Source organism: Methylobacterium sp. D53M (assembly GCF_053345625.1).
Window position 1 is genome coordinate 62,884 of record NZ_JBKFAL010000020.1, and the last position, 12,289, is coordinate 75,172.

Genomic DNA, 12,289 nt, shown 5'->3' on the forward strand with positions numbered 1-12,289 from the left:
CGGCTCAGCGACCGAGGCCGCGCTGGGCGCCGGCTGGGCCGCGCACCTCGCAGGATTCTAGCGCCGCGGCGAGGCGCGCCGCGCTGGCCGCGGACCCGTAAGACAGGTTGAGGACAGTGGAGAGGATCCCGACGCTCACGAGCACGCCGAGGGCGGCCGCGCCGAGCAGAACGGCGGTGATCAGCCTGTTGCGCCGCAGGTCCGCCGTCAGCGCCCCGATGAGGTCCCGGTTGTGTTCGGCGAGACCGTTCCGCGCCGCCACCAGCTCGTTGTACATGTTCGTGATGGCGTTGGTGGACATGTACACCAGCAGCAGGTGGACGACGAAGTCGTCGTCCGTCGTGGTGTTGAGGGCGGCCGCGATCCGCACGGCGAGCTGACGCTCCCAGGGCTGGAGATCGCGGCCGTGGACCGACCGGTAGAACCGCTCGAGGTTGGTCACGGCCGGAGGGCATCCCGCCACGCCGTGTGGAAGTTGCGCCGCAGGCGGCGGCCCTCGACCCGCAGGCGCATCGGCGCGCTGTTCGCCAAGGCCTGCCAGGTCGTGTTCTGCACCCGCAGGGCCTCGATCAGCCGCTCGCCGATCCGCTCGATCTCGATGACGCGAAAGTTCGACTGCTTCCGCAGGGATCGCACGAGGTCGGACGATTCGAGATAGTCGAAATTGGTCGCCTGGGCGGTGTTCTTCGCCAGGATCGCCCGGTCGCACTCGATCAGCATGGGCCGAAGCTCGCGCAGGACCTCCAGGGCTGTGGGATCCACCGCGCCGGCCGCGACGACCACGGCGAGGCGGACATTCGCCTCCCGGCAGCTCTCCACGATGATCTCGGTGCACCGACGGGTCGTCTCGGTGTCGCCGGCCGGGAAGTCGACCACGACGAGGCGCTCGGCCGCCTCGGTCACGCGCTCGATCAGGTCCTGGCACAGGGTCGGGTCGACGCGGCCCGTGCTGTCCTCGGCGCGCAGGCGCTGCCGGATGGCGGTGATGCCGGGACGGCGCGGGACGAAGTTGTCGCTGCCGGGCGTGGTCTCCTGCATGAGTGCCGTGTGGAAGTGCCGGTTGGCCGGGTCGGTGTCGATCGCCAGGACCGGACCGACCTCCGCGCAGAGATCGGCCACCTGGAGGGCAATGGTCGTCTTGCCGACGCCGCCCTTGCCGCCGAGGCAGAGCACGAGAACCTTCGCGGCGGCGCCCAGGAGATCGCGCTGGATGTCCTGGATCTCGTCCGGGCTGTACCAGGCCGGAACCTTGCTCTGCGTCGTGTCGGTCATGCGGTGTCTCCTTGCTGATACGCGCGGGGTGGCCGCCGGACGCGCGCGCTCCGCGCGCGGCACCGGGCTGCGGGATCTCGGGGGTTCACGGGCTCGGGCCGGGCCGCACGGCCCGCGTGGGCGGGACGCAGCGCGCGCCGGCTCGACGGCGCGCCCGGGATGCCGGTCGCATCACGCGCGGGATCCGGTCGTGCACGGGTCGGCAGAGGCGCGACCGCTCCGTGCTCGAGGCCCGGATGCGGACGGCCGACGCTCGGGTTCCGCGATGACGTCCGTCGCCACGATCTGCACTCCGTTGCTGGACCCGCTTCGCCGACGGCTCCGGCCGCAAGTCTTCCTCGCCGCGGCCGAGGACCATGCATGATCATGCGCGGACCTATGGAGGACGCAAGCCTCGAAAAATCGGATCTCTTCTCGACGAATGCTCTAGAATGAGATCGTTAATGAAAATTTATATTTATAAAATATGCAATTATGAGCGAAGTACGACTATTATATCTGGATGAACACACAACATCCCGGACATCGTCCGCAATTCGATCGATTCGGCCGGCCGGAATCCGCGCGGGTTACCTGGGATGCGGGCCTTGCCCGGCCCTGTCGGCGGTGACCCGGTCGTCACCGCGCCGCGGCGAGGGGCGCGAACACGTCGATGAGGCCGTTCACCAAGATCTGGGTCCCGACGCACAGGAGCAGGAAGGCGAAGAGGCGGCCCATCACCCGGGCGCGGGCCGGGCCGATGAAGGCGACGACCCGGTCGGCGGAGGCGTAGAGAACCGCGACCGTGGCGGCGACCGCGAGGGCCGCCAGCGTGACGCCGATGTAGAAGCCGAAGCGCTCCGCGTAGGCCTCCGGCCGGTTGGCCCCCAGGGTGATGGCGACCGCGATCGTCCCTGGCCCGGTGGTGAACGGGAGCGTCAGGGGGAAGAAGGCGATGTCGGAGAGGGGGCCGGGGGCCGGGTCACCCGGCGGCTCCGCGGGGGCCGGGCCGCGGCCCGCCGACCCGGAGGCCTCGGCCTGCTTGCGCGCCTCCCGGGCCTCGGGCCGGTTCAGCTGGGTCCAGGCCGACGACATGACCACGAGGCCGCCGGCGATGCGCAGCGCCCCCAGGGTGACGCCGAAGAAGTTCAGGATCGGCGTGCCCGCCCAGAGGGCGCCGAGCATCACCAGGGCGGCGTAGACGCCGATCCGGCGCGACAGCAGCACGCGCTCGGCGTGGCTGAAGGCGCCCGCCACCTGCGCGAAGATGAAGGCGCCCCCGACCGGGTTCACGATCGAGAACAGCGCCGACAGGGCGAGCAGGAATTGCTGGGTGGTGAAGTCGAGGCTCATCGGGGTCAGCCCGGGGAGGGGGCCGGCACCAGCACCCGGGCCGGCGCGAGGCGGCGGGCGCGCCGCACCTGCTGGACGGTCACCGGCCGGTAGAGCTGCTTCGTCGCGTCGACCACATGCAGGCCCGCGAAGGGCAGGGACAGGCCGGTGCCGAGCCACTCCCAGGCTGGCCCGGTGCGCAGCATCAGGCGCGAGCGGGCCGGCGGCATGTACAGGGTCTCGGCCCAGCTCACCGGCGAGAACAGCGTGTCGCGCATGAGCCGCCCGAGCTGCGAGCGGCTGTAGGGCTGGCCGTGGCCGAAGGGCGTCGCTTCCCGGCGGGCCCAGACGCCCCGGCGGTTGGGCACCACGAGGATCATGCGGCCGCCCGGCGTCAGGGTGCGCCAGACCTCCTGCAGCAGCTCCGTCGGGCTCTCCACCGATTCGAGGGCGTGGACCAGGATGACCCGGTCGATGGCGGCCTCCGGCAGCGGCATCATGGTGGGATCGGCGAGCGCCGCGCAGGAGCGCCCGGTGCCCGGCCAGTTCACCACGCCCTGCGAGGCCGGCATGAAGGCGAGGGTGCGCTCGGCGATGCAGTGAACCGGCCCGAGATACGGCGTCGCGTAGCCGATCCCGAGGACGCGCAGCCCCGAGACCGAGCCGAGGAAGTCGTGGAGCGCGCGGCCGACCACGCGGTGCGTCGTGCGGCCCAGAGGGCTGGCGTAGAAGGCCCGCAAGCCGTTGACGTCGAGGCGCATGGAGGGACAGGAGATCGCGGACGGAACGGTCGTCGTACTCAATGGTGAGCCGCGCGCCGCGCGGCAAGCGCCGGAGGAACCTCGCCGGACCATCACCTGTTCACGGCAACAGATTTCGCGCCGCTTCGCGCCCGTTCGCGTTCTTGGGAGACCCCGTCCGATGGCCGCCGAGACCGAGATTCGCACCTTCCTCTGCCGCAGCGACAACATCGGCGTGCTGATCCGCGATCCGCAGACCGGCGCCTGCGCGGCGATCGACGTGCCGGAGGCCGGACCGGTCCTCCGGGCCCTCGACGAGACCGGCTGGCGGCTGACCGACATCCTCGTGACCCACCGGCACGCCGACCATGTCGAGGGCATCCCGGAGGTGAAGCGGGCGACCGGTGCCCGGGTGGTCGCCCCCGCCAGGGCCGGCGACGCGGTCCCGCAGGTGGACGTGACCGTGCGGGAGGGCGACACGGTCACGGTCGGCAGCCTCGGGGCGCAGGTCTGGGAGACGCCGGGCCACTGCGTTGACCACGTGACCTACTGGTTCGCGGAAGCCGGCCTCTTCTGCGCCGGCGACACCCTGTTCACCCTCGGCTGTGGGCGCGTGATGGAGAGCCCGCCCGAGACCCTCTACCGCTCCCTGCGGCGCTTCGACGACCTGCCCGACGCAACGCGGGTCTTCAGCGGCCACGACTACGTACTCTCCAACGCGCGCTTCGCCCTGGCGGCCGATCCGGACAACCCGGAGCTGAGGAAGCGCCTCGCCGAGGCCGAGCGCGCCCAGGCGGAGGGGCGGTTCCTCATCCCCTCGACCATGGGCGCGGAGCGGGCGACCAACCCGTTCCTGCGCAGCGGGCAGCCGGCCCTGGCGCGATCCGTCGACCTTCCGCCGGAAAGCGATCCCGAGGCGGTGTTCGTCGCCTTACGGGCGTGGAAGAACCGCTTCTGACGCAGGTGATAACGAGAAAAATTTGTTGCCTTCTCAAGGCAAACTGACACATAGGGGTGTTTAAGCGGTCCTAATCCGCTCAGGTAACCGGGCTCCCGGGGGGAAGCCGTAACGTCAACGCGAAGCGCCGGGACGCTTCAGCCGGTATGATGGGGGTCCGTCTCGCCCTACCACCTGTCCACTTCCCGCCTTCCGCTTCCTTTCCTCAAGCCAGAGTCCGACGGGTCCAAGGAGGAGGCGCTCAGCGCCAAGGCCAAGATCACCGTCGCCGACGCCGAATCCGGCACACTCCGCGAGAGCGGTGAGGCGGCCAGTCCCGCCCGCCCGCGGGCGCCGGTCGCGGCCGACGTGCGGCTCCTCGGGATCGCCACCGAGCACCTCTCGCGGCTCGGGCCCAAGCGCGTGACGGTCGTCGCCGTCGCCGCCGAGGCCGGCATGACGCACGCGAACGTGTACCGCTACTTCCCGTCGAAGGACGCGCTCCTCGACGCGGTGGCGGGCCGCTGGCTGCGCGAGGTCGAAGCCCGGCTCGCCGGCATCGCCGACGCGCCCGATCCCGCCGACGACAAGATCGAGCGCCTCCTGACCGCCCTCGCGACGGTCCAGCGGGACGCCCTGTTCGACGAGCCGAACCTGTTCGCGGTCCATCTCGACGCCACCGTCTCGGCACGGCCGATCGCCCGGCGGCACCGCGTGCGGCTGCGCAGCCTGGTCGAGCGCGTGGTCGAGGAGGGCATCACCTCCGGGATCTTCTCGGCCCGGGACCGGGAACGGGCGATCGCCTACATCTTCGACGCGAGCTACCGCTTCACGCATCCGCTGGCGATCCAGCACGATGCCGAGGTGCCGCGCGACCTGATCGAGGCCCGGTTCGGGGCCGTCATCCACGCGATCCAGCGGGTTCTGCGCTCCGGCATCCTCTGATCCGGCGCGTACCCACAGGCTCTCTCTCGAAGGCCCGGACAGACCGTCCGGGCCTTCGTCGTTCGTGCGCCCTCCCGCGCCGCACGCCGCCCGCCGCGCCCCGAAATGACAGGATTCCAGATCTGTCATCGCGGCTTCGCGGCCGTCCCGCGCCAGGGTGCACTGCACCTAAAACATTCGCGACGTTGACGTTTCGGAGGCACCGTCGGGACGCTCGAGGGCGATCCGACGGCCCGGACGCGCCGCCCGCGCGGCCCTCATCGGGTTGAAGCCACGGTGCTTTTCGGCCACACAGCCGCGCAGATTTCAGAGTGGCGAATCCGGCCTCGGACCCTGACGGACGAGCGGCCCCGGCCTCGCGCAACGCATCACCGAAGTCGAACGCAGCGGAGACACATCCGACATGGCTCGCAACAAGATCGCGCTCATCGGCGCAGGCCAGATCGGCGGCACCCTGGCCCTTCTGGCCGGCCTCAAGGATCTGGGGGACGTGGTGCTGTTCGACATCGTCGACGGCGTGCCGCAGGGCAAGGCGCTGGACATCGCCGAGGCCGCCCCGGTCGAGGGCTTCGACGCGACCTACGCGGGCGCCAGCGACTACGCCGCCATCAAGGGCGCCGACGTGGTGATCGTGACCGCCGGCGTGCCGCGCAAGCCCGGCATGAGCCGCGACGACCTGATCGGCATCAACCTCAAGGTCATGCAGGCCGTCGGCGAGGGCATCAAGACCCACGCGCCGGACGCCTTCGTGATCTGCATCACCAACCCGCTCGACGCCATGGTGTGGGCGCTGCAGAAGTTCTCGGGTGTCCCGACCAACAAGATCGTCGGCATGGCCGGCGTGCTGGATTCGGCGCGCTTCCGCCACTTCCTCGCCGAGGAGTTCAAGGTGTCGGTGGAGGACGTCACGGCCTTCGTGCTCGGCGGCCACGGCGACGACATGGTGCCGCTGACCCGCTACTCGACGGTGGCGGGCGTGCCGCTGACGGACCTCGTCAAGCTCGGCTGGACCACCCAGGAGAAGCTCGACGCCATGGTCGACCGCACCCGCAAGGGCGGCGGCGAGATCGTCAACCTGCTCAAGACCGGCTCGGCCTTCTACGCGCCCGCCGCCTCCGCCATCGCCATGGCCGAGAGCTACCTGCGCGACAAGAAGCGGGTCCTGCCCTGCGCCGCCTACCTCGACGGCCAGTACGGCGTGAAGGGCATGTTCATCGGCGTGCCGATCGTGATCGGTGCCAACGGCGTGGAGCGCGTGCTCGAGGTGACCTTCGACGCGGCCGAGAAGACCATGTTCGACAAGTCGGTCGCCTCGGTGACGGGACTCATCGAGGCCTGCAAGGGCGTCGACAGCAGCCTCGCCTGACCGGTAAGCGGATACCGGGCAGCGCGTAGCGGTCGGAGATTCGAATCTCGATCACTCGATTTCTCTACGCGCCGCCCGATGCCACCTATTCGCTCCTCCTTACGAGGCTCCGATGAATATCCACGAATATCAGGCCAAGGCCGTGCTGAAGGAGTTCGGCCTGCCCGTCTCCCGCGGCGTGGCCATCTTCAACCCGTCGGAGGCCGAGGCCGCCGCCAAGGAGCTCGGCGGCCCCGTCTGGGTCGTGAAGAGCCAGATCCACGCGGGCGGCCGCGGCAAGGGCACCTTCAAGGGCGCGCCCGAGGGCGCCAAGGGCGGCGTGCGCGTCACCAAGTCGATCGACGAGGTCAAGCAGTTCGCCGGCGAGATGCTCGGCCAGACGCTGGTGACCATCCAGACCGGCCCGGCCGGCAAGCAGGTCAACCGCCTCTACATCGAGGAAGGCGCCCAGATCGCCGAGGAATTCTACCTCTCGATGCTGGTCGACCGCGCCACGGGCGGCGTCGCCTTCGTGGTCTCCACCGAGGGTGGCATGGACATCGAGGCGGTCGCCCACGACACGCCCGAGAAGATCCACACGATCGCGGTCGACCCGGCCACCGGCGTGATGCCCCACCACGGCCGCGCCGTCGCCAAGGCGCTGGGCCTGTCGGGCGCCCAGGCCAAGGAAGCGGCCGCGCTGACCGAGAAGCTCTACGCGGCCTTCGTGGCCAAGGACATGAGCCTCCTGGAGATCAACCCGCTGGTGCTGACCGCCGACGGGCACCTCAAGTGCCTCGACGCCAAGATGGCCTTCGATTCGAACGCCCTCTACCGGCACGCGGACATCATGGCGCTCCGCGACGAGACCGAGGAGGACGCCAAGGAGATCGAGGCGTCCAAGTACGACCTGGCCTACATCGCGCTCGACGGCACGATCGGCTGCATGGTCAACGGCGCCGGCCTCGCCATGGCGACGCTCGACATCATCAAGCTCTACGGCGAGGAGCCGGCGAACTTCCTCGATGTCGGCGGCGGCGCCTCGGAGGAGAAGGTCACGGCGGCGTTCAAGATCATCACCGCCGACCCGAACGTGAAAGGGATCCTCGTCAACATCTTCGGCGGGATCATGAAGTGCGACGTGATCGCCAACGGCGTGATCGCGGCCGTGAAGGCGGTGGGCCTGCAGGTGCCGCTGGTGGTGCGCCTCGAGGGCACCAACGTCGAGCAGGGCAAGGCCATCATCCGCAATTCCGGCCTCAACGTCATCCCCGCGGACGACCTCGACGACGCCGCCCAGAAGATCGTCGCCGCCGTGAAGGGAGCCTGATCATGTCGGTGATGATCGACGCCAACACCAAGGTCATCTGCCAGGGCTTCACCGGCAAGAACGGGACCTTCCACTCCGAGCAGGCCATCGCCTACGGCACCAAGATGGTCGGCGGCACGTCGCCCGGTAAGGGCGGCTCCAGCCATCTCGGCCTGCCGGTCTTCGACACGGTCGCGGAGGCGCGCGAGGCTACGGGCGCCGAGGCCTCGGTGGTCTACGTACCGCCGCCCGGCGCCGCCGACGCGATCTGCGAGGCGATCAGCGCCGAGGTGCCGCTGATCGTCTGCATCACGGAGGGCATCCCGGTGCTCGACATGGTGCGGGTGAAGCGGGCGCTGACGGGCTCGAAGTCGCGCCTCGTCGGGCCGAACTGCCCGGGCATCGTCACGGCCGGCGAGTCGAAGATAGGCATCATGCCGGCCAACATCTTCCGGCCGGGCTCGGTCGGCATCGTGTCCCGCTCGGGCACGCTGACCTACGAGGCGGTGTTCCAGACCTCCAATGCCGGCCTCGGCCAGACCACGGCGGTGGGCATCGGCGGCGACCCGGTGAAGGGCACCGAGTTCATCGACGTGCTGGAGCTGTTCCTCGCCGACCCGAAGACCGAGTCGATCGTGATGATCGGCGAGATCGGCGGCTCGGCCGAGGAGGAGGCGGCGCAGTTCCTCAAGGACGAGGCCAAGCGCGGGCGCAAGAAGCCGATGGTCGGCTTCATCGCCGGCCGCACGGCGCCTCCGGGCCGCCGCATGGGCCATGCCGGCGCGATCATCTCGGGCGGCAAGGGCGGCGCCGAGGACAAGATCGCCGCCATGGAGGCCGCGGGCATCCGCGTGTCGCCGTCGCCGGCCCGGCTGGGCTCGACGCTCGTCGAGGTGCTGAAGGGCTAAAGGCCCGCGCGCCTGCGTCGCGGCCATCGCAGGGCCGCGACGCCCATATCGGGCGTGCAGACGATCTCAGCGGGGCGGTCACCCGCCCCGTTTCGGTTCGAGGGCGCTCCGCCGCGCTGACGGGGAGCCCGGAGGGCAGGGGAGCCTGCCCGCGCGATCAGGATGGACGCACCATGGCACGCCAGGACGTGAACGAAGCGCTCCTCGAAACCTCGTTCCTGTACGGCGCCAACGCCGCCTACATCGAGGAATTGCAGGCGGCCTACGCCCGCAACCCGTCCTCGGTGGATCCGGAGTGGCAGACCTTCTTCAAGGGGCTCGGCGAGGACGAGACCCTGGTCGAGAAGAACGCCGCCGGCGCCTCCTGGGAGAAGCCGCACTGGCCGGTGCCGCTCAACGGCGAGCTGGTCTCGGCGCTCGACGGCAACTGGGGCGCCCTGGAGAAGGCGATCGGCGACAAGATCGTCGCGCGGGAAGCCAAGGAGCCCAAGCCCGGCAAGCCGCAGGACAGCGTCACCGCCACCACCGGCGTGTCGGTGGAGCAGGCGACCAAGGATTCGGTGCGGGCGATCATGCTGATCCGCTCCTACCGGATGCGCGGCCACCTGCACGCCAAGCTGGACCCGCTGGGGCTCGCGCCGCGGGGCGATCACGAGGAGCTGCACCCGCAGCATTACGGCTTCACCGAGGAGGCCGACTGGGACCGTCCGATCTTCCTCGACAACGTCCTCGGCCTGCAGTTCGGCACGATCCGCGAGATCGTCGGCATCCTGGAGCGGACCTACTGCCAGACGCTCGGCGTCGAGTTCATGCACATCTCGGATCCCGCCGAGAAGGCGTGGATCCAGGAGCGCATCGAGGGCAAGGACAAGGAGATCTCCTTCACCCCCGAGGGACGCCGGGCGATCCTCAACAAGCTGATCGAGGCCGAGGGCTTCGAGAAGTTCCTCGACCTCAAGTACACCGGCACCAAGCGCTTCGGCCTCGACGGCAGCGAGGCGATGATCCCGGCGCTGGAGCAGATCATCAAGCGCGGCGGCGCGCTGGGCGTGCGCGAGATCGTGCTCGGCATGGCCCATCGCGGCCGGCTCAACGTGCTCACCAACGTGATGGCCAAGCCCTTCCGGGCGGTGTTCCACGAGTTCAAGGGCGGCTCGGCCTCCCCGGCCGAGGTCGAGGGCTCGGGCGACGTGAAGTACCACCTGGGCGCGTCCTCGGACCGCGCCTTCGACGGCAACAACGTCCACCTGTCGCTCACCGCCAACCCGTCCCACCTCGAGATCGTCGACCCGGTGGTGCTCGGCAAGGTCCGCGCCAAGCAGGACCAGTGGGCCAAGCCCAACATCGAGCGCCGCACGGTGCTGCCGCTCCTGATCCACGGCGACGCCGCCTTCGCGGGCCAGGGCGTGGTGGCGGAGTGCTTCGGCCTGTCGGGCCTGAAGGGCCACCGCACCGGCGGCTCGGTCCACTTCATCATCAACAACCAGATCGGCTTCACGACCGATCCGCGCTTCTCCCGCTCCTCGCCCTACCCGTCCGACGTCGCCAAGATGGTCGAGGCGCCGATCTTCCACTGCAACGGCGACGATCCGGAAGCCGTCACCTTCGCCGCCAAGGTCGCGGTCGAGTACCGGCAGAAGTTCGGCAAGCCGGTCGTGATCGACATGCTGTGCTACCGCCGCTTCGGCCACAACGAGGGCGACGAGCCGGCCTTCACCCAGCCGAAGATGTACCAGCGGATCCGCAAGCATCCCTCGGTGCTGGAGAGCTACGGCCGCAAGCTCGTCGAGAACGGCTCGGTGACCCAGGAGGCGCTCGACGCCCGCAAGGCCGAGTTCCGCGGGATGCTCGACAGCGAGCTCGACGTCGCCAACAACTACAAGGCCAACAAGGCCGACTGGCTCGACGGCCGCTGGTCCGGCGTGAAGGCCGTGCACGAGGACGTGGACGACCCGCGCCGCGGCCGCACCGCCGTGCCGGCCGGGACCCTGCAGGAGATCGGGCGCAGGATCACGCAGGCGCCGCCCGGCTTCCACCTGCACCGCACGATCCAGCGCTTCATGGACAACCGCGCCAAGGCGGTGGAGACGGGGGTCGGCATCGACTGGGCGACCGCCGAGGCCCTGGCCTTCGGGGCGACGCTCCTCGACGGCAACCGGGTCCGCCTGTCGGGTCAGGACGTGGAGCGCGGCACGTTCTCGCAGCGCCACGCGGTGGTGATCGACCAGGAGAACGAGCAGCGCTTCACGCCGCTCAACGCCATCCGCGAGGGGCAGGCCGCGATCGAGATCATCAACTCGATGCTCTCCGAGGAAGCGGTGCTCGGCTTCGAGTACGGCTACTCGCTCGCCGAGCCGAACGCCCTGGTCCTCTGGGAGGCCCAGTTCGGCGACTTCGCCAACGGCGCCCAGGTGGTGATCGACCAGTTCATCGCCTCCGGCGAGCGCAAGTGGCTGCGCATGTCGGGCCTCGTGCTGCTGCTGCCGCACGGCTACGAGGGCCAGGGGCCCGAGCACTCCTCGGCCCGCCTGGAGCGCTACCTCCAGGCCTGCGCCGAGGACAACATGCAGGTCGCCAACGTCACGACGCCGGCGAACTACTTCCACATCCTGCGCCGGCAGCTGAAGCGCGATTTCCGCAAGCCGCTGGTCCTGATGACGCCGAAGTCGCTGCTGCGCCACAAGCGCGCCGTGTCGAACCTCGACGCGCTCGCCGAGGGCTCGACCTTCCACCGCGTCCTCTGGGACGACGCCGAGGAGGAGGGCGCGCAGAACAAGCTCGTGCGCGACGACAAGATCCGCCGCGTCGTGCTGTGCTCCGGCAAGGTCTACTACGACCTGCTGGAGGAGCGGGAGAAGCGCGGCCTCAACGACATCTACCTGATGCGCGTCGAGCAGCTCTACCCGTTCCCCCTGAAGGCGCTGGCCAACGAGATGGCCCGGTTCCGCAACGCCGACGTGATCTGGTGCCAGGAGGAGCCCAAGAACATGGGCGCCTGGTCCTTCGTCGAGCCCTACCTCGAGTGGGTGCTCGGCCAGGCCGGCTCCGCGGTGAAGCGCGCCCGCTACGTCGGCCGTCCGGCCTCCGCCTCCACGGCGGTCGGCCAGATGTCGAAGCACCAGGCGCAGCTCCAGGCCTTCCTCAACGAGGCCCTGGCGGTCTGATCGTCCGGCCATGGCCTACTTCCTGCTCCGCCTGGAACCGCCCCGCCCGAGCTTCCCGTTCGACGCGACGGAGGCCGAGAAGGCGCTGTTCTCGGCGCATTCCGGATACTGGATGGAGCAGGCGGCCGCCGGCACCGCCATCGCGGTCGGACCCGTCTTCGAGTCCGGCGGCACCTGGGGCCTCGCCCTGGTCGAGGCCGACGACGCGGCCCGGGCCGAGGCGCTCGGCGAAGCAGATCCCGTCCTGATGGCGCAGGCAGGCTTCCGGTACACCGTCTCGCCCGTTCCATCCCTGATCCTGCGGCGCTGACGTCGCGGCCCGACATCCAGAGGAGGCCCCCCGCGGGGCAGAAGAGAG

At 69.8% G+C, this 12,289-nt stretch carries 11 protein-coding genes; 7 read left to right on the forward strand and 4 right to left on the reverse strand.

What is annotated here, in order from left to right:
* Nucleotides 1-4 precede the first annotated feature (4 nt).
* From ACLBYG_RS23545 to ACLBYG_RS23560, 4 genes are all read right to left on the reverse strand, one after another.
* Entirely contained in the window at nt 5-442 is a 438-nt protein-coding gene (locus ACLBYG_RS23545; RefSeq protein WP_091979514.1) for a hypothetical protein, read from the reverse strand.
* The gene (locus ACLBYG_RS23550; RefSeq protein ID WP_091979515.1) at nt 439-1,272 is read right to left on the reverse strand and encodes a nucleotide-binding protein; all 834 of its coding nucleotides are present in this window, start codon (nt 1,270-1,272) and stop codon (nt 439-441) included. The genes ACLBYG_RS23545 and ACLBYG_RS23550 overlap by 4 nt, the downstream gene beginning before the upstream one ends.
* 618 nt (nt 1,273-1,890) lie before the next feature.
* On the reverse strand, nt 1,891-2,604 hold the full coding sequence (locus ACLBYG_RS23555) for a MarC family protein (protein WP_042671900.1): 714 nt from the start codon (nt 2,602-2,604) through the stop codon (nt 1,891-1,893).
* Between the two features lie 5 nt (nt 2,605-2,609).
* A complete protein-coding gene (locus ACLBYG_RS23560) occupies nt 2,610-3,344 on the reverse strand; it encodes a class I SAM-dependent methyltransferase (protein WP_447683085.1) in 735 nt (244 codons plus the stop codon).
* Nucleotides 3,345-3,504: 160 nt separating this feature from the next.
* Between ACLBYG_RS23560 and gloB the strand changes: the two genes are divergently transcribed.
* The 7 genes from gloB to ACLBYG_RS23595 all read left to right on the forward strand — a co-directional run bounded on the left by gloB (nt 3,505) and on the right by ACLBYG_RS23595 (nt 12,241).
* A complete protein-coding gene (gloB, locus tag ACLBYG_RS23565; RefSeq protein WP_447683086.1) occupies nt 3,505-4,281 on the forward strand; it encodes a hydroxyacylglutathione hydrolase in 777 nt (258 codons plus the stop codon).
* 348 nt (nt 4,282-4,629) lie between these two features.
* Entirely contained in the window at nt 4,630-5,205 is a 576-nt protein-coding gene (locus ACLBYG_RS23570) for a TetR family transcriptional regulator (protein WP_012317921.1), read from the forward strand.
* 403 nt (nt 5,206-5,608) lie between these two features.
* On the forward strand, nt 5,609-6,571 hold the full coding sequence (gene mdh / locus ACLBYG_RS23575; protein WP_042671902.1) for a malate dehydrogenase: 963 nt from the start codon (nt 5,609-5,611) through the stop codon (nt 6,569-6,571).
* Between the two features lie 112 nt (nt 6,572-6,683).
* Nucleotides 6,684-7,880: an ADP-forming succinate--CoA ligase subunit beta gene (gene sucC / locus ACLBYG_RS23580; protein WP_020093726.1), complete on the forward strand. Its 1,197-nt coding sequence runs from the start codon at nt 6,684-6,686 to the stop codon at nt 7,878-7,880.
* Nucleotides 7,881-7,882: 2 nt separating this feature from the next.
* Complete coding sequence (sucD, locus tag ACLBYG_RS23585; RefSeq protein WP_010685286.1) at nt 7,883-8,767, forward strand: succinate--CoA ligase subunit alpha; 885 nt, start codon at nt 7,883-7,885, stop codon at nt 8,765-8,767.
* 173 nt (nt 8,768-8,940) lie between these two features.
* Nucleotides 8,941-11,931: a 2-oxoglutarate dehydrogenase E1 component gene (locus ACLBYG_RS23590; protein ID WP_020093727.1), complete on the forward strand. Its 2,991-nt coding sequence runs from the start codon at nt 8,941-8,943 to the stop codon at nt 11,929-11,931.
* A 10-nt stretch (nt 11,932-11,941) separates the two neighbouring features.
* Nucleotides 11,942-12,241, forward strand: coding sequence for a YciI family protein (locus ACLBYG_RS23595; protein ID WP_042671905.1), 300 nt, complete (start codon nt 11,942-11,944; stop codon nt 12,239-12,241).
* The last annotated feature ends 48 nt before the right edge of the window (nt 12,242-12,289 follow it).

What these genes read in the sequence shown, in the direction of transcription:
- ACLBYG_RS23595 (WP_042671905.1), top strand. Translation starts at nt 11,942, where the DNA reads ATGGCCTACTTCCTGCTCCGCCTGGAACCGCCCCGCCCGAGCTTCCCG.
- ACLBYG_RS23590 (WP_020093727.1), top strand. Translation starts at nt 8,941, where the DNA reads ATGGCACGCCAGGACGTGAACGAAGCGCTCCTCGAAACCTCGTTCCTG.
- ACLBYG_RS23555 (WP_042671900.1), bottom strand. Translation starts at nt 2,604, where the DNA reads ATGAGCCTCGACTTCACCACCCAGCAATTCCTGCTCGCCCTGTCGGCG.
- gloB (WP_447683086.1), top strand. Translation starts at nt 3,505, where the DNA reads ATGGCCGCCGAGACCGAGATTCGCACCTTCCTCTGCCGCAGCGACAAC.
- sucD (WP_010685286.1), top strand. Translation starts at nt 7,883, where the DNA reads ATGTCGGTGATGATCGACGCCAACACCAAGGTCATCTGCCAGGGCTTC.
- ACLBYG_RS23560 (WP_447683085.1), bottom strand. Translation starts at nt 3,344, where the DNA reads ATGCGCCTCGACGTCAACGGCTTGCGGGCCTTCTACGCCAGCCCTCTG.
- ACLBYG_RS23550 (WP_091979515.1), bottom strand. Translation starts at nt 1,272, where the DNA reads ATGACCGACACGACGCAGAGCAAGGTTCCGGCCTGGTACAGCCCGGAC.
- sucC (WP_020093726.1), top strand. Translation starts at nt 6,684, where the DNA reads ATGAATATCCACGAATATCAGGCCAAGGCCGTGCTGAAGGAGTTCGGC.
- mdh (WP_042671902.1), top strand. Translation starts at nt 5,609, where the DNA reads ATGGCTCGCAACAAGATCGCGCTCATCGGCGCAGGCCAGATCGGCGGC.